Source organism: Ectopseudomonas khazarica, from assembly GCF_017915135.1.
Taxonomy (GTDB): Bacteria; Pseudomonadota; Gammaproteobacteria; order Pseudomonadales; family Pseudomonadaceae; genus Aquipseudomonas; species Aquipseudomonas khazarica.
The window spans coordinates 1,031,801-1,048,401 of the sequence record NZ_CP068551.1 but is presented as its reverse complement, the minus strand read 5'-3'; the positions used below and the strand labels follow the sequence as shown (position 1 = coordinate 1,048,401).

The 16,601-nt window shown below is 63.3% G+C and carries 18 protein-coding genes and 1 other RNA gene; 7 read left to right on the top strand and 12 right to left on the bottom strand.

The annotated features are described in order from the left end of the window. Position 1: 1 nt before the first annotated feature. The 3 genes from mraZ to rsmI all read right to left on the bottom strand — a co-directional run bounded on the left by mraZ (position 2) and on the right by rsmI (position 2,071). Positions 2-457, bottom strand: coding sequence for a division/cell wall cluster transcriptional repressor MraZ (gene mraZ / locus JLK41_RS04785; RefSeq protein ID WP_047587012.1), 456 nt, complete (start codon positions 455-457; stop codon positions 2-4). Positions 458-765: 308 nt separating this feature from the next. Next, positions 766-1,124, bottom strand: an RNA gene (rnpB, locus tag JLK41_RS04780) — RNase P RNA component class A. 47 nt (positions 1,125-1,171) lie between these two features. Next, complete coding sequence (gene rsmI, locus JLK41_RS04775) at positions 1,172-2,071, bottom strand: 16S rRNA (cytidine(1402)-2'-O)-methyltransferase (RefSeq protein WP_210390468.1); 900 nt, start codon at positions 2,069-2,071, stop codon at positions 1,172-1,174. A gap of 89 nt (positions 2,072-2,160) precedes the next feature. On the opposite strand from rsmI, the gene JLK41_RS04770 reads away from it, so the two are divergent. The 4 genes from JLK41_RS04770 to JLK41_RS04755 are packed head-to-tail and all read left to right on the top strand — an operon-like array spanning position 2,161 to position 5,474. Continuing rightward, positions 2,161-3,969 (top strand): penicillin-binding protein activator, encoded by a 1,809-nt coding sequence (locus tag JLK41_RS04770; RefSeq protein WP_037046604.1) that lies wholly within the window; start codon positions 2,161-2,163, stop codon positions 3,967-3,969. Beyond that, on the top strand, positions 3,966-4,325 hold the full coding sequence (locus tag JLK41_RS04765) for a YraN family protein (RefSeq protein WP_210390467.1): 360 nt from the start codon (positions 3,966-3,968) through the stop codon (positions 4,323-4,325). Before JLK41_RS04770 ends, JLK41_RS04765 begins: the two co-directional genes overlap by 4 nt. 25 nt (positions 4,326-4,350) lie before the next feature. Continuing rightward, positions 4,351-4,944, top strand: a complete 594-nt coding sequence (locus tag JLK41_RS04760; RefSeq protein WP_037046600.1) for a phosphoheptose isomerase — start codon at positions 4,351-4,353, stop codon at positions 4,942-4,944. Continuing rightward, positions 4,941-5,474, top strand: a complete 534-nt coding sequence (locus JLK41_RS04755) for a BON domain-containing protein (protein WP_150608168.1) — start codon at positions 4,941-4,943, stop codon at positions 5,472-5,474. Before JLK41_RS04760 ends, JLK41_RS04755 begins: the two co-directional genes overlap by 4 nt. Before the next feature lie 105 nt (positions 5,475-5,579). On the opposite strand, the gene JLK41_RS04750 is transcribed toward JLK41_RS04755, so the two are convergent. The 7 genes from JLK41_RS04750 to rplM form a co-directional block, all read right to left on the bottom strand. After that, positions 5,580-5,993 (bottom strand): ClpXP protease specificity-enhancing factor, encoded by a 414-nt coding sequence (locus JLK41_RS04750; protein WP_037046595.1) that lies wholly within the window; start codon positions 5,991-5,993, stop codon positions 5,580-5,582. A 13-nt stretch (positions 5,994-6,006) separates the two neighbouring features. Continuing rightward, entirely contained in the window at positions 6,007-6,624 is a 618-nt protein-coding gene (locus JLK41_RS04745; protein ID WP_152487941.1) for a glutathione S-transferase N-terminal domain-containing protein, read from the bottom strand. A gap of 231 nt (positions 6,625-6,855) precedes the next feature. Then, the gene (locus JLK41_RS04740; RefSeq protein ID WP_037046590.1) at positions 6,856-7,635 is read right to left on the bottom strand and encodes a cytochrome c1; all 780 of its coding nucleotides are present in this window, start codon (positions 7,633-7,635) and stop codon (positions 6,856-6,858) included. Continuing rightward, positions 7,635-8,846: a cytochrome b gene (locus JLK41_RS04735; protein WP_037046589.1), complete on the bottom strand. Its 1,212-nt coding sequence runs from the start codon at positions 8,844-8,846 to the stop codon at positions 7,635-7,637. Before JLK41_RS04735 ends, JLK41_RS04740 begins: the two co-directional genes overlap by 1 nt. Next, positions 8,846-9,439: a ubiquinol-cytochrome c reductase iron-sulfur subunit gene (gene petA, locus JLK41_RS04730; RefSeq protein WP_037046587.1), complete on the bottom strand. Its 594-nt coding sequence runs from the start codon at positions 9,437-9,439 to the stop codon at positions 8,846-8,848. The genes JLK41_RS04735 and petA overlap by 1 nt, the downstream gene beginning before the upstream one ends. A gap of 254 nt (positions 9,440-9,693) precedes the next feature. Beyond that, the gene (gene rpsI, locus JLK41_RS04725) at positions 9,694-10,086 is read right to left on the bottom strand and encodes a 30S ribosomal protein S9 (protein ID WP_037046585.1); all 393 of its coding nucleotides are present in this window, start codon (positions 10,084-10,086) and stop codon (positions 9,694-9,696) included. 14 nt (positions 10,087-10,100) lie between these two features. Beyond that, entirely contained in the window at positions 10,101-10,529 is a 429-nt protein-coding gene (rplM, locus tag JLK41_RS04720) for a 50S ribosomal protein L13 (RefSeq protein ID WP_003242947.1), read from the bottom strand. Positions 10,530-10,775: 246 nt separating this feature from the next. On the opposite strand from rplM, the gene JLK41_RS04715 reads away from it, so the two are divergent. After that, positions 10,776-11,813, top strand: a complete 1,038-nt coding sequence (locus JLK41_RS04715; protein ID WP_210390466.1) for an NADP(H)-dependent aldo-keto reductase — start codon at positions 10,776-10,778, stop codon at positions 11,811-11,813. Between the two features lie 122 nt (positions 11,814-11,935). Here the strand turns inward: JLK41_RS04715 and JLK41_RS04710 are convergent, their stop codons facing one another. Continuing rightward, complete coding sequence (locus JLK41_RS04710) at positions 11,936-13,075, bottom strand: acyl-CoA dehydrogenase family protein (RefSeq protein WP_037046579.1); 1,140 nt, start codon at positions 13,073-13,075, stop codon at positions 11,936-11,938. Between the two features lie 143 nt (positions 13,076-13,218). Between JLK41_RS04710 and JLK41_RS04705 the strand changes: the two genes are divergently transcribed. Both JLK41_RS04705 and JLK41_RS04700 read left to right on the top strand, forming a co-directional pair. Continuing rightward, positions 13,219-14,226: a GlxA family transcriptional regulator gene (locus JLK41_RS04705; RefSeq protein ID WP_037046576.1), complete on the top strand. Its 1,008-nt coding sequence runs from the start codon at positions 13,219-13,221 to the stop codon at positions 14,224-14,226. A gap of 130 nt (positions 14,227-14,356) precedes the next feature. Beyond that, positions 14,357-15,319 (top strand): hypothetical protein, encoded by a 963-nt coding sequence (locus JLK41_RS04700; protein WP_047586991.1) that lies wholly within the window; start codon positions 14,357-14,359, stop codon positions 15,317-15,319. A gap of 80 nt (positions 15,320-15,399) precedes the next feature. On the opposite strand, the gene zapE is transcribed toward JLK41_RS04700, so the two are convergent. Then, complete coding sequence (gene zapE / locus JLK41_RS04695; protein WP_047586989.1) at positions 15,400-16,494, bottom strand: cell division protein ZapE; 1,095 nt, start codon at positions 16,492-16,494, stop codon at positions 15,400-15,402. Between the last annotated feature and the right edge of the window lie 107 nt (positions 16,495-16,601).

Sequence of the window (16,601 nt, the reverse complement as noted above, 5' to 3'; positions counted from 1 at the left end):
GTCACAGGATCAGGTCACGCAAATCATCGGAAAGAGCACCCGGCTGCTTGATGGCAGCGAGATCGGCCTCGGCTACGGCATTCCAGGAATCTTCATCCCAGAGCTGGAATTTGTTCAGCTGACCCACGAGCATCGCTCGCTTGTCCAGCTTGGCGTACTCGCGCAAACGCGGCGGTACCAGGAAGCGGCCACTGGCGTCGAGCTCGAGGTCGACGGCATTGCCGATCAGCAGACGCTGCAGGCGGCGGTTCTCTTCACGGAAGGAGGCCAGCTCGCGCAGCTTGTTCTCGATCAGCTCCCATTCGGCCAGTGGATAAACGCAAAGACAGGGGTCGACGGCATCGATGGTCACGATCAGCTGGCCACCACAACGCGCAACGAGCTCGTCACGATACCGACTCGGCATCGCGAGGCGCCCTTTGGCGTCGAGACTGATGGCGTTAGCTCCGCGAAACACGGCTGCGCTTCCCCTGTAATTAGCTTTCCATGCCCAAAAAAACCCACTTCATGCCACTTCCCACCACTTGCGCACACTATAGGAATGGGCACGCCCCACCGTCAAGGCACGCCAGAAGGGAAAAATCCTTACAGGACGGAGATTTAGCGAACGAAAGCGAGGAGAAAAGCGATGCAGGAAGGCGGATTCGGCAGGCAAAATTCAGCCACAGCAGCAAGCTGAAATTCGAACTTAAAGTAATTTCTTAAGAGTAAGACTATTTCGGTATCAGACGAGCGGGAGATAGAAGTACAACGAGAGGAAGAAAGGAGGAGAGTCGATCTGTAAGCCGGGTTCTGTCGAGGACAGTCATTCCTCTACGGCGTACATCACTGCACGCCTTTAGCAACCTACCCGGTTCCAGCGCGGGCCACGCCAATGGAACCCTATTTGGTCTTGCTCCGAGTGGGGTTTACCTAGCCACGGACTGTTACCAGCCGTGCGGTGCGCTCTTACCGCACCTTTTCACCCTTACCGGCGCCGAAGCGCTTAGGCGGTTATTTTCTGCGGCACTTTCCGTAGGCTCACGCCCCCCAGGCGTTACCTGGCACTCCGCCCTATGGAGCCCGGACTTTCCTCCCCCCCGCATCGCGGAACGAAACGAGGCAGCGACTGTCCGATCGACTCTCCGCCGCCAAGGTTACCGACAGGCGCCCTCGAGAACAAGCTCGGCGCTCAGCCTTGACGCTGCAATGCCACCTGATAGAGCAGGTTCTTGCGCACCCCGGTGATCTCGGCCGCCAGCGCTGCCGCGCGCTTGAGCGGCATTTCCGCCAGGAGCAGATCGAGCACCCGCAGCGCGTCCGCGTTCACCGCCTCTTCACCTTCCGGCGCCTGCCAGCCTGCCACCAGCACCACGCACTCGCCGCGCTGCTGATTACTGTCCGCCGCGACCCAGCCGCACAACTCGGCCAGCGGCAAGCCCTTGAGCGTCTCGAAGGTCTTGGTCAGCTCACGCGCCAGCAATGCCGGACGCTCCTCACCGAAGACACTGCGCATATCCTCCAGGCACTCGAGAATCCGGTGCGGCGCCTCGTAGAAGATCAGCGTGCGCGGCTCCTCGCGTACCTGCTCGAGACGCGCGCGGCGTCCAGCGGCCTTCGCCGGCAGGAAGCCCTCGAAGATGAAACGGTCGGATGGCAGCCCGGCCGCCGACAGCGCGGCGATCAGCGCACAGGCTCCCGGCACCGGCACCACCGGATAGCCGGCAGCGCGTACCTGGCGCACCAGGTGGTAGCCCGGATCGGAAATCAGCGGCGTGCCCGCATCGGAGATCAGCGCCACATCCTCGCCCGCCTGCAGACGCGCGAGAAAGCGCCCGCCCTGCTCGCGCTCGTTATGCTCGTGGCAGGCCGCCAGCGGCGTCTCGATGCCGAAGTGCTGCAGCAGGCGCACGGAGTGCCGGGTGTCCTCGGCAGCAATCAGCGCCACCTCACGCAGGATGCGCAGTGCCCGCGCACTGATGTCGTCCAGGTTGCCAATCGGCGTGGCGACCACATAAAGAGTGCCGGGCTGGACGCTGGTGACGACGGACTGACTCACGGGTAACACCTCGTTAATTGAAAGAGCGCTCATTCTAGCCGCTTCCGACCCAGCGGCATCGCACCATCCTTGGCGCTTGGGTACAATCGCCGCTTGTTTTGCTCAAGTATCAGGATGACCCGATGATCGCTAGTCTGCGCCCTCTTTCCGCCATCTTCCTGGCCGGCATGCTTGCGGCATGCGCCAGTTCGCCCAACAACGGCCTGGGTGAACTGCCACGCACGCCCAAGGCCAGCATTGAGCAGATGCTGCAACAGGCGGCCGAGAGCAAGCCCGAACAAGCCGCCCTGCTGCGCCTGTCCGCAGCCGACCAGGCCTATCGCCAGAACGATGTGGCCGGCTCCGCGCGCATTCTCGAACAGATCGACCTTGCCAGCCTGCAACCCGCCCAGCAGATGTTCGCCAGCACCCTGAACGCGGAACTGGCGATGGCGCGCAAACAGCCCAAGAGCGCCCTGAAGGCCCTGCGTCATCCCAGCCTCGAGCGCCTGAGCGAACTGCCCGTCGAACAGCAGATCCGCACCCAGCTGGTACGCGCTCGCGCACTGGAAGCCGACGGCCAGGCACTGGCCGCCGCCCGCGAGCGCGTCTTCATCGCGCCCCTGCTGAGCGGTCAGCAGGCCCAGGACAATCACGAGAAGATCTGGGAGCTGGTCGCCAACCTGCCGGAGCAGACCTCCGCTGGCGGCGACGCCGACCTGGCCGGCTGGCTGGCACTGGCCCGCGTGACCAAGGGCGCGGCAACGCTCGAACAACAGCAGGACGCCATCGACCAGTGGGTCGCGCAGAACCCGCAGCACCCGGCGGCGATGCAGCTCCCGGAGGCACTGGTGAAACTGCGCGAGCTGGCCAGCCAGCCCCTGACCCGCATCGCCCTGCTGCTGCCGCAGGAAGGCCAGCTGGCCAGCGTGGCCCGCGCCCTGCGCGACGGCTTCCTCGCGGCTCACTACGAGGCGCAGCAGGCCGGGCAGAATCCCCCGGACGTGAAACTCTACGACAGCGCCCGCATCGGTTCGCTGGACGCCTTCTACCAGCAGGCACAGGCCGACGGCGTGCAACTGGTGGTCGGCCCTCTGGAGAAGCCGCTGGTCAAGCAGCTCAGCGATCGCGAGCAGCTGCCGATCACCACACTGGCCCTCAACTACAGCGACGCAGGCCAGGAAGGCCCTGTGCAGCTGTTCCAGTTCGGCCTCGCCGCCGAGGACGAAGCGCGCGAAGTCTCGCGCCGCGCCTGGAGCGACGGCATGCGCCGCGCCGTGGCCCTGGTACCGGCCGGCGAATGGGGCGACCGCGTGCTGGACGCCTTCCGCCAGAGCTGGCAGGCCCAGGGCGGCACCCTGATCGCCGCCGAGCACGTGGACCAGCCCGTCGAGCTGGCACGCCAGATCGCCGACCTGTTCCAGCTGCGCGAGAGCGAAGCACGCGCCCGCCGCCTGCAGAACACCCTGGGCAGCAGCGTCGACGCCCTGCCGGCACGCCGCCAGGACATCGACTTCATCTTCCTCGCCGCGACACCGCAGCAGGCGCAGCAGATCAAGCCAACCCTGGCCTTCCAGTACGCCGGCGACGTACCGGTCTATGCCACCTCCCACCTGTTCACCGGCACCCACAGCCAGGCCCAGTACCAGGACCTCGAAGGCATCCGCTTCTGCGAGACCCCATGGCTGCTGGACGCCCACGCACCGCTGCGCCAGGAAGTCACCCAGCAGTGGCCGCAGGCCGGCGGCAGCCTCGGCCGCCTGTACGCGATGGGTGTCGACGCCTATCGCCTGGCGCCACGCCTGGGCCAGCTCAAGGCCCTGCCGGAGTCGCGCATCGATGGTCTTTCCGGCACCCTCAGCCTCAACCAGGCCCAGCGTGTGGAACGCCAGCTGCCCTGGGCAGAGTTCCGCGGCGGCCAGGTCCAGCGCCTTCCCGAAAGCCTCAATTGAGCGCCCACAACGACCTGGGACGAGCCGCCGAACAGGCGGCCCGTCAGCATCTGGAACGTAATGGCCTGCGCCTGATCGAAGAGAACTGGAGCTGTCGCCGTGGCGAGCTTGATCTGGTCATGCTCGACGGCGATACAGTAGTATTCGTCGAAGTCCGCGCCCGCCGCCACAGTGCCTGGGGCGGCGCCCTGGAGAGCATCGATGCGCGCAAGCGTGGCAAGTTGGTCATCGCCGCCGAGCTCTTCCTCCAGCAGGAATCCCGCTGGGCCCGCCACCCCTGCCGCTTCGACGTGGTCGCCATCAGTACCGATGGCGCCACTCGCCTCGACTGGATCAAGAACGCCTTCGATGCCTGATGGCCGTACACTCAAGGTTTAACCGATGGACATGCAATCCCGAATCTGCCAGCTCTTCCAAGCCAGCATCGACACCAAGCAGCAGGCCATGGAAGTCCTCGCACCCTACATCGAGCACGCCAGCCTGGTCATGGTCCAGGCGCTGCTCAACGAGGGCAAGATTCTTTCCTGCGGCAACGGCGGCTCGGCCGGTGACGCCCAGCACTTTTCCTCCGAACTGCTCAACCGCTTCGAGCGCGAACGCCCGAGCCTGCCCGCCGTGGCCCTGACCACCGACAGCTCGACCATCACCTCGATCGCCAACGACTACAGCTACAACGAGATTTTCTCCAAGCAGATCCGCGCACTGGGCCAGCCGGGTGACGTGCTCCTGGCGATTTCCACCAGCGGCAACTCAGCAAATGTCATCCAGGCCATTCAAGCTGCGCATGATCGCGAGATGACCGTGGTCGCCCTGACTGGCCGCGACGGCGGCGGCATGGCATCGCTGCTGCTGCCGGAGGATGTGGAAATCCGCGTTCCAGCCAAAGTTACCGCACGCATCCAGGAGGTCCACCTGCTGACCATCCACTGCCTGTGCGACCTGATCGACAGTCAATTGTTTGGGAGTGAAGAATGAAGCGTTTCGCCCTGATCCTGGCCACCCTGGCCGTCACCCTGAGCCTGGCAGCCTGCGGCAGCCGCAGCATCGGCAACAAGATCGATGACCAGTTCCTCGGCCCGGACGTCGCCTCCAGCATCAGCAATGCGCACGCCGACCTGTCCAGCCCCACCTCGCGCATCGTCGTCACCGCCTACAACGGCGTGATCCTGATCGCCGGCCAGACGCCCCGCAGCGAGCTGAAGGACCTGGCTGCCCAGCGCGCGCGCAATGTCCAGGGCGTGAAGAAGGTGTACAACGAGCTGCAGGTCCAGCAGCCGGCCTCGCTGCTGGCGCGCAGCAACGACTCCCTGCTCACCAGCAAGATCAAGACGCAGATGCTCGCCGACAGCAACGTGCCGAGCACCAAGATTAAGGTCATCACCGAAAACGGTATCGTCTACCTGCTCGGCGTGGTCAATCGCAGCGAAGCAAACGCAGCGACCGCCGTGGTCCAGAGCGTATCGGGCGTGCAGAAGGTGGTGCGCCTGTTCGAGTACACCAACTGAGACAGCGGCAAGCCGGCAGCCTCGAGCTGCAAGCAAAGAAAACGGGCGCCCCAGGGCGCCCGTTTTCATTTCCACCTCGCAGCTCGCCGGTGGCGTGCAGCTGCTTCACTTCACCACTTTCAGGCTCGGCCGACCACTCGGGCGCGGCGGTTCGCCACCGGACGGACCATCATCATCCGGGCCCGGCTCGTCGGCAGCACCGGCAAGCGGCGGCTCCATGTCGAACACCATGCCCTGCCCGTTCTCCCGCGCATAGATCGCCAGGATGGCCGCTGACGGGATGTAGAGGCTGTGCGCCACACCGCCGAAGCGCCCTTCGAAGCTGACCGCCTCGTTGTCCATGTGCAGGTGACGCACCGCACTGGGCGATGCGTTGAGCACGATCTGCCCGTCACTGGCGAACCCCGGAGGCACCTGCACCCCCGGATACTCGGCATTGACCAGCAGGTGCGGCGTGCAATCGTTATCGACGATCCACTCGTACAGCGCGCGGACCAGATAGGGACGACTGGAATTCATGTGATCCTCCTTCTCAGCGCATTGCGCGCTCGACAGCGGAAAGACTGGCCTGAAAGGCCTCACGGGCAAACTGGCGCTCCATGTAGTCGAGCAGCGGCTTGGCCGGACGCGGCAACTCGATGCCCAGCAACGGCAAACGCCAGAGGATGGGCAGCAGGCAGCAATCCACCAGGCTCAGCTCGTCACTGAGGAAGAACGCCTTGTCAGCGAACAGTGGCGAGACGCCCGTCAGGCTCTCGCGGAGCTCCTTGCGCGCCAGCTGGCGCTCCGCCTCCTTGCTGCGCTTGTCGAGAATGCGGTCGACCAGCGCACACCAGTCACGCTGGATACGGTGCATCAGCAGACGACTGTTGGCGCGCGCGACCGGATACACCGGCAGCAGCGGCGGGTGCGGATAACGCTCGTCCAGATACTCCATCACCACGGACGATTCGTACAGCGCCAGGTCGCGATCGACCAGCGTCGGCAGACTGCCGTAGGGGTTGAGCTCCGCGAGCTTGGGCGGGCAGCGGCCCTGCTCGACATCGATGATCTCGACGCTGACACCTTTCTCGGCGAGCACCAGACGCACGCGATGGGAATAGTGGTCGGCGGGGTCGGAGTAGCAGGTCAACCTGTTGGTCACCGCCATGGCGATCCTCCTCGCTTTTATTGGATGTTCCAGAAACACGGAAATTGTCTGCGGCACTTCCGACATCGCCGCCAGCAGCGCAGAGCGCGCCTGACATGACGAAGACGGAAAACGCCTCGAGCAACTCTTGATTCGCTGGCCGCCACCAAACAAGGCGGCACCAGGATGCTAAAGCACAAAAACCTGCGCGCCCATCAGGGCGCGCAGGTTCGAGACGGAACCCGGAACGACTTAGTGCACGTCCTTCCAGTACTCACGCTTGAGCAGGTAGGCGAACACGAAGAAGAACGCCAGGTACAGCAGCACGTAGGTGCCGATGCGCTGAGACTTCAGCTTGACCGGGTTGGCCGAGTAGGCCAGGAAGGTCACCAGGTTCTTGATCTTCTCGTCGAACTCGGCCTCGCTCAGGGTGCCGGTGTTCGGCTCCACGGTCAGCTGATCACAGGCTTCGTGAGTGATCGGCGCGCCGGTCAGCGGGTCGTACTGCTTCTTGCCATCGGTGACCACCTGAACCTGCTTGCAACCGATGACCTGGTTACCCTGCAGGCCGACCAGCACGTTCGGCATGCCCACGTTCGGGAACACCTTGTTGTTGGCGCCCAGCGGACGGGTCGGGTCGGCGTAGAAGCTGCGCAGGTAGGTGTACAACCAGTCGTTGCCACGCACGCGAGCCACCAGGGTCAGGTCGGGCGGAGCCGCACCGAACCACACCTTGGCGTCGTCGGGCTTCATGCCGATCTTCATGTGGTCGCCGATCTTGGCGCCGCTGAATACCAGGTTCTCCAGCATGATTTCGTGCGGCACGCCGAGGTCATCGGCAACCCGCTCGTAACGCTGAAACTTGGCCGAGTGGCAGCCCATGCAGTAGTTGGCGAAGGTACGCGCACCATCTTGCATGGCAGCCTTGTCGGTCAGGTCGATGTCGACCTTGTCCAGGTGCACGTTGCCACCGGCCGCGAAGCCCAGGGCCGGCAGTGCAGCGAAAACAAATGCAGCAAATAGCTTTTTCATCAGCCCGTCACCCTTTCCGGAACCGGTTTGGTCTTTTCCATCCTGGTGTAGAACGGCATCAGGATGAAGTACGCGAAGTACAGGATGGTGCACACCTGCGACAGCAGGGTACGACCCGGGGTCGGTGCCAATACACCCAGTACGCCGAGGATGACGAAGGAAATGCAGAACACCACCAGCCAGATCTTGCTCATCCAGCCCTTGTAACGCATGGACTTGACCGGGCTACGGTCCAGCCACGGCAGGACGAACAGCACGGCGATCGCAGCACCCATGGCGATGACACCCATCAGCTTGTCCGGCACGGCGCGCAGGATGGCGTAGAAGGGCGTGAAGTACCAAACCGGGGCGATGTGCTCAGGCGTCTTGAACGGGTTGGCCGCTTCGAAGTTGGGCTTCTCGAGGAAGTAACCACCCATCTCCGGGAAGAAGAACACCACGAAGCAGAACACGAACAGGAAGACCACCACACCGACGATGTCTTTCACGGTGTAGTAAGGGTGGAAGGCGATACCGTCGAGCGGCACACCGTTCTCGTCCTTCTTCTTCTTGATGTCGACGCCATCCGGGTTGTTCGAACCGACTTCGTGCAGCGCCAGGATGTGCAGCACGACCAGGCCGAGCAGGACGATCGGCAGGGCGATCACGTGCAGGGCGAAGAAGCGGTTCAGGGTGATGCCGGAAATCAGGTAGTCACCACGGATCCACTGGGTCAGGTCATCGCCGATCACCGGAATCGCACCGAACAGCGAAATGATCACCTGGGCGCCCCAGTAGGACATCTGGCCCCACGGCAGCAGGTAGCCCATGAAGGCCTCGGCCATCAGGCAGAGGTAGATCAGCATGCCGAAGATCCACACCAGCTCACGCGGCTTCTGGTAGGAGCCGTAGAGCAGACCGCGGAACATGTGCAGGTAGACCACCACGAAGAACGCCGAAGCGCCGGTGGAGTGCAGGTAGCGGATGATCCAGCCGTACTCCACGTCACGCATGATGTACTCGACGGACGCGAAGGCTTCCTCGGCGGACGGGGTGAAGCTCATGGTCAGCCAGACACCGGTGAGGATCTGGTTGACCAGAACCAGCAGCGCCAGCGAGCCAAAGAAGTAGAAGAAGTTGAAGTTCTTCGGGGCGTAGTACTTGGAGAGATGGTCTTCCCACATCTTGGTGGCGGGGAAGCGCGCATCCACCCATTCCATGAATTTGCTCATCAGGCCTTCTCCTGGTCCACACCGATGATGATCACATCATCCGTCTCGTAGCTATGCGGCGGTACCGGCAGGTTCAGCGGAGCCGGCTGGGCCTTGTAGACGCGCCCGGCGAGGTCGTAACGAGAACCGTGGCAGGGGCAGAAGTAGCCACCGACCCAATCGGCGCCCAGATCGGCAGGCGCCACTTCCGGACGGAAGGACGGCGAGCAGCCCAGGTGGGTGCACAGACCGACCACGACCAGCAGCTCCGGCTTGATCGAGCGAACAGTCGGGTCCACGTAGGTCGGCTGTACCGACGCCTGGGACTCCGGATCTGCCATGCGATCGTGGATCTTGGTGAGGTTACCCAGGATCTCCTCGGTACGGCGGACGATGAACACCGGCTGACCGCGCCACTCAGCAACCATCTGCTGGCCAGCCTCGATCTTGCTGACGTTCACCTTCACCGGTGCACCGGCCGCCTTGGCCTTGGCACTGGGGAACCATGACCCCACGAACGGAGTCGCAGCACCTACCGCTCCTGCCGCGCCCACCACAGAGGTGGCCGCAACCAGAAAGCGACGTCGGCCTGCATTCACGCCGTCATTGCTCATTCAGTCGTCTCCCATCAGCTTTGTGGCCTGTTGTTCAGGCCTCTACTAAGTAAAAATCGGGCCGCGCAAAAAATTCGCCAAATGGTAAAGAAAAGCCCCTTTTCTGACAAGGTAATTACCCCGGAAGAGGCTGGCGAAAGCCTTGACGCGCGCGGCCTGCGGGTATGCGGCACGTTGTCGCAGCACTTTGCCACCCCCAAAAAAAACGCCCAGCTCCGTAAGGAAACTGGGCGCTTTTGGAAGCGTAGTAGCGATTAACGCTTCGAGTACTGCGGACGCTTACGCGCTTTGCGCAGACCGACTTTCTTACGCTCGACTTCACGGGCGTCACGAGTGACGTAACCGGCTTTACGCAGCGGGCTGCGCAGGGTCTCGTCGTACTCGATCAGAGCGCGGGTGATGCCGTGACGGATGGCACCGGCTTGACCGCTGACACCACCACCGGCAACGGTGACGAAGATGTCGAACTTCTCGACGGTCTCGGTCAGCTCCAGCGGCTGACGCACGACCATGCGAGCGGTCTCGCGGCCGAAGAACACGTCCAGGCTGCGGTTGTTGATCGAGATGTTACCAGTGCCCGGACGCAGGAATACGCGCGCGGTTGCGGTCTTGCGACGGCCAGTGCCGTAGTTTTGAGTCGCCGACATAATGAACTATTCCGTTAAATCTTCAGTTCTTGGGGCTGCTGAGCGGTGTGCGGGTGAGCGGCACCCTTGTACACTTTCAGCTTACGGTACATGTCGCGACCCAGCGGGTTCTTCGGCAGCATGCCTTTGACCGCGGTCTCGATCACGCGCTCAGGGGCACGAGCGATCAGCTTCTCGAAGTTGATCTCTTTGATGCCGCCCGGGAAACCGGAGTGGGAGTAGTACTTCTTGTCGCTGGCTTTGGCGCCGGTTACACGCACCTGCTCGGCATTGATCACGACGATGTAGTCGCCGGTATCAACGTGCGGGGTGTACTCAGGCTTGTGCTTGCCACGCAGACGGCTCGCGATTTCGGTGGCCAGACGACCCAGGGTCTGACCAGCAGCATCAACGACGAACCAATCGCGTTTTACTGTTTCCGGTTTAGCAGTAAAAGTTTTCATTCTTTATAGCCTCAGGGGCCGCCCAGCAAAAATAGACGGCGGATCTTACTGGTTAGTGCGTACTTTGACAAGTCAAAGGCAGCCGCATACGGACGCTATCGGGGGCTCGGGTCAGCGCGTCCACAGTACGGCAAGATTCTTCGGCAGGCGGCGCATCACTTCCACCGCAGAAAGAGGTGCCGGATTATCCTGATTGCGAAAAAAATTTCAACCTGATTGTATGACTCTTTTGCCAAGGAGCACCCCATGGAATACCGCAAGCTGGGCCGAACCGATCTCGATGTCAGCGCACTGTGCCTGGGCACCATGACCTGGGGCGAGCAGAACAGCGAGGCCGAAGGCCATGCCCAGATCGAACGCGCCAAGGCCGGCGGCATCAACTTCATCGATACCGCCGAGATGTACCCGGTACCGCCGCGAGCCGAGACCTACAGCAAGACGGAGCAGATCATCGGCAGCTACTTCCAGCAGCGCGGCGACCGCGCCGACTGGATCCTGGCCAGCAAGATCGCCGGCCCCGGCAATGGCATCAGCCACATTCGCGACGGCCAGCTGAAATTCGATCGCCAGCACATCGTCGCGGCCCTGGACGCCAGCCTGAAGCGCCTGCGCACCGACTGGATCGACCTCTATCAGCTGCACTGGCCAGAACGCCCGACCAACTTCTTCGGCCAGCTGGGCTATCGCCACCAGGACAGCGACTTCACGCCCCTGGAAGAAACCCTCGCTGTGCTCGACGAGCAGGTCAAGGCCGGCAAGATCCGCCACATCGGCCTGTCCAACGAAACGCCCTGGGGCACCATGAAGTTCCTGCAACTGGCCGAGAGCCGTGGCTGGCCGCGCGCCGTGTCGATCCAGAACCCCTACAACCTGCTCAACCGCAGCTTCGAAGTGGGCCTGGCCGAGGTCGCGATTCGCGAGCAGTGCGGGCTGCTGGCCTACTCACCACTGGCGTTCGGCATGCTCAGCGGCAAGTACGAGGGCGGCGCGCGCCCCGAGGGTGCGCGCATCAGCCTGTTCAGTCGCTTCGCCCGCTACACCAACCCGCAGTCGGAGGCGGCCTGCTCGCGCTACGTCGCACTGGCCCGCGAGCATGGCCTCGATCCCGCGCAGATGGCCCTGGCCTTCGTCACCGCGCAACCTTTCGTGACCAGCAACATCATCGGCGCCACCAGCCTGGAACAGCTGGAGAGCAACCTGGCCAGCGCCGAGCTGAACCTCTCCGCCGAGGTGCTGGCCGGTATCGAGGCGATCCACAAGGCGCAACCCAACCCGGCGCCATAACAACAAGCGGCAAGCTGCAAGCTGCAAGCTGCAAGCTGCAAGCTAAAAACCAGTGCGCGGGCGCAAGCTCAACCTGCATCTGCTTTTCCTTGGAGCTTGCCGCTTGAGGCTTGCAGCAGCTCTCAGACCAGCGAGCGGGCGATGATTTCCTTCATGATCTCGTTGGTCCCGGCGTAGATGCGCTGCACCCGCGCATCAGCCCAGGCACGCGCCACCGGGTACTCCCACATGAAGCCGTAGCCGCCGTGCAACTGCACGCACTCGTCGAGCACCTTGCACTGCAGATCGGTGCCCCAGTATTTCAACATCGCGGCGGTCGGCACGTCGAGCTTGCCCTGCAGGTGCAACTCCAGGCAGCGATCGACGAACACGCGCCCGACCTGGATCTCCGTGGCCATCTCGGCCAGCTTGAAGCGGGTGTTCTGGAAGTCGGCGACCGCCTTGCCGAACGCCTTGCGCTCACGGGTGTAGTCCAGCGTCCAGTTCAGGGCAGCCTCGGCCGAGGCCAGGGCGCCGATGCCGACGGTCAGGCGCTCCTGCGGCAATTCCTGCATCAGGTAGGCGAAACCCATGCCCGGCTGGCCCAGCAGGTTTTCCCTGGGCACGCGCACGTCCTGGAAGAACAGCTCCGAGGTGTCCTGCGCCTTCATGCCGACCTTCTCCAGGCGCTTGCCCTTGGAGAAACCGGGCGTATTGGCCTCGACCAGGAACAGGCTGGTGCCCTTCGCTCCGGCCTTGGGATCGGTCTTGGCCACCACGATGACCAGATCGGCCAGCCAGCCGTTGGTGATGAAGGTCTTCGAGCCATTGATCACGTACTCATCACCGTCCAGCACCGCAGTGGTCTTCACGCCCTGCAGGTCGGAGCCGGCCCCCGGCTCGGTCATGGCGATGGCGGTGACCATCTCGCCGCTCACCAGCTTGGGCAGGTAGTGCTGCTTCTGCGCCTCGCTGCCGTAATGCAGGATGTAAGGCGCGACGATGTCCGAGTGCAGGGAGAAGCCGATGCCGGTCAGCCCCAGGCGACCGATCTCCTCGATCACCACGGTGCTGTAGAGGAAGTCGGCAGCCATGCCGCCGTACTCCTCGGGAATGTGCGAACAGAGCATGCCGGCCTCCCCCGCCTTGTTCCACAGCGCGCGGTCGATGTGGCCATCCTTCTCCCATTGCTGATGGAAGGGCACGGCCTCCTGCTCGAGGAACTTGCGTACGCTGTCGCGAAACAATTCATGGTCGGAGCTGAATATCGTTCTGGGGATCATGGCGCTACCTGTGTCTGGCTCGGGCAAAAATCTGGCCTCGACTTTAGCCAAGCAAACGCTTGGTTACACTGGACACAAGCGCCAAAAAATAAGACGATCCAGCCGCTGCTTGACCACTTAGCCTTGAACAAGAACAACGAACCATGGTTATTCCACAGCCGCGTGCGGCCTTGCACCGCGTCAGCATTCTCGCCACCGATGGCGTATTCGCCTCCACCCTCATGCAGGCCAAGGACTTTTTCCACATGGCCGGCATTCGCCATGCCCGCCAACAGGGACTGGGCCACGAACCCCCTTTCGAGATTCACCTGGTGAGCCCGGACGGTCTGCCGGTGAACAGCTTCAGCAAGGTGCAGGTCCCGGTGGACGGCGGCCTGGATGCCTGCGACGTGATCATCCTGCCCGCCTTCTGGGACGACTTCGACGCGCTCAGCCGCCGTTATCCACAGGTGCTGGAGTGGCTCAGGCGTCAGCATGCGGCCGGCAGCGCAATCTGCGGCGAAGCCAGCGGCGTGTTCTGGATGGCCGAGGCCGGCCTGCTCGACGGCAAGGAAGCGACCACCTACTGGCGCTTCTTTCGCGAGTTCGCCGAACGCTTCCCCAAGGTGCTGCTCAACCAGGACAAACACCTGTCCGACGCCGACAATCTCTACTGCGCCAGCGGCGTCACCTCGGCATGCGACCTCTACATCTATCTGATCGAGCGCTACTGCGGCACGGGCGTGGCGCAGGGCGTGGCACGCGACATCCTCTACGAAGTGCAGCGCAGCTATACCCCCGGGCGCATCGGTTTCGGCGGGCAGAAACTGCACCAGGACGTCACGGTGCTGCAGATCCAGCACTGGCTGGAGGAGCACTACGCCGACAAGTTCCGCTTCGAGGACGTCGCCCGCGAACACGGCATGAGCATTCGCAACTTCATGCGCCGCTTCCAGGGCGCCACCGGCGACAAACCCCTGCATTACCTGCAACGCCTGCGCATCGAGACGGCGAAGAGCCTGCTCTCCGCCACCCGCAAGAGCATCAAGACCATCAGCTACGAGGTCGGTTACGACGACGCCAGCTTCTTCGCCCGCCTGTTCCGCCAGCACACCGAGCTGTCGCCGAACCAGTACCGCCGCCAGTTCCAGCAGAAGGACAAGCAGGACTGAGGTACGTCCAGCGGCAGCGCAACGCCTGCTGGCTGGACGGCAAAACGCCAGCCCACCCTTGGTTAGGTTGGCGCCCTGCCATGGCGCCCTATGATCGGTCGGTGCACATAACAACAACAGGTTCACCGCCATGCGCCGTCTATTGATTGCCCTGCTTGCCACCGCCAGCCTGAGCGCTGCCGCAGCCGACAACTGGAAACCCTTCCCGCTCGACCAGAGCGCCTACGACTACAGCGGCGACAAGCTGCGCCAGGCCTGGCCGCAGCTGACTCGCGGCTTCGGCGACTATCCCTTCCCCGATGCCGACTGGGTAGTGACCATGGCCACGAGCTATCCGCAGGCGCTGGAGAAGACCGTCGCCGCCGGCACCGGCTTCACCGGCAAGCCGGAGGAGGCCGAACGCTATGCGCAGCAGCTACAGGACGTGTGGCGCCTGATGTTCCGTGGCGATTTCGCCCTGGCCAAGGAGCAGGGCCTGGCCCTCGGCGTCGGCGGGCAGATCCCGGCGATGTTCGCCCAGGTCATCTATGCCATGTTCCTGGTGCCGGAGCAGGCCGAGAAGCACCGCCTGCTGGAAGAAGTGATCGCCTACACCGACGAGGCTGGGGACCTGGTGCAGGCGGACACCGTCGCCCAGTTCGGCCGCGTCTACGCCAAGGCGCGCCTGGGCGAGGAACTGTCGGTACCGGTCGTGCTCAAGCGCGGCTACACCTCGCAGATCCCGGAGGAACTCAAGGCACTGCTGGCCAAGCAGCCGCAGCAGCCCTTCGCGCTGGCCCTGTATGGCGGCTATGAAGCCGGGGTGATTCGCAAGGTGGGCAAGCTGGTCGGCCGGATGACCTACGGCGTCAGCGCGGACAACATGGAGAAGTACTTCCGGCGCAGCTTCCAGGCCCGCGACGACCTGCCCATCGGCCACTACGAATACGCCAACGCACTGACCTACGTGTACGGCGACGATGAAGAGCAGAAGGTCATCGAACACCTCAGGCTCGCCGCGGCGATCAAGCCGATCAACGCCATGGAAGCGCTGGAAGTGGCCCACGCGCAGAAGCTGCTGGCTCAACACCAGCACAAGCTGGCTAAAAACTGACCGACTGGCGCCAGCAGGCGCTGCATCGGCACGAACGAAAAAGGCGACCTTGTGGGTCGCCTTTTTCGTTTCGCCATTCCTCAGGGCCGGTGTGGGCGCGAGAGGAACTCGTGCGACTGCATCTCCAGCAGACGGCTCAGCGTGCGCTGGAACTCGAAACTCAGGCGACCGCCGGTGTACAGATCCTTGAGCTCCACCTCGGCGGAGATGATCAGCTTGACGTTGCGGTCGTAAAACTCGTCCACCAGGTTGATGAAGCGGCGCGCCATGTCGTCCTTGGCCACGCTCATCTGCTCGACGTTGGCGAGGATCACCGCATGGAAGATCTTGCCCAGCTCGATGTAGTCGTTCTGGCTGCGCGGGCCGTCGCACAGCTCGCGGAACTCGAACCAGGCCACGTCCTCGCAGACGCGCACGGCATTGATGGCGCGGTTCTCGATCATCAGCGCCTCGTTCTCGACCATGTGCGTGCAGTCAGGCAGCAGGCTCTGGAAGCTCTTGCGCAGGCTTTCCTCGGCGGCCACTCCCAGCGGGAAGTGGAACAGCTCGGCCTGCTCCAGCGCGCGCAGGCGATAGTCGACGCCGCTGTCGACGTTGACGATGTCGGTGTGCTGCTTGAGCAGGGCAATGGCCGGCAGGAAGCGCGCCCGCTGCAGACCGTCACGGTACAGGCCGTCCGGCACGATGTTGGAGGTCGCCACCAGGGACACGCCGTTCTTGAACAGCTCCTCCAGCAGGGTCGCCAGGATCATCGCGTCGGTGATGTCGCTGACGAAGAATTCGTCGAAGCAGATCACCCGCGCCTCGTCGGCGAAGCGCTTGCCGATGATGGTCAGCGGATTCTTCTCGCCCTTGAGGGTCTTCATTTCCTCGTGCACGCGCTTCATGAAGCGGTGGAAGTGGGTGCGCATCTTCTGCTCGAAGGGCAACGCATCGAAGAAGGTGTCGACCAGATAGGTCTTGCCGCGCCCTACCCCGCCCCAGAAGTACAGGCCCTTGACCGGCCCCTGCGGCTTCTTGCCGAACAGCTTGCCCAGCAGCCCGCCCTTGCCCTGGTCGGACGCGACCAGGTCGTCGTACAGACGCTGCAGGTGGCGAACGGCATTTTCCTGGGCCGCATCATGGAAGAAGTCGGGCCGTTTGAGATCGGCCTGATAACGCTCGAGGGGAGTCATGATTCGTTAGAGCCTGTTCAAAGTCTGCTGCGCGTCGGGTCTGTCGCGTGAGAAGCAAGCCCGGAATGCCCATGTACGCCCGTACAGGGTGCTTCCTCGCCTGCTTC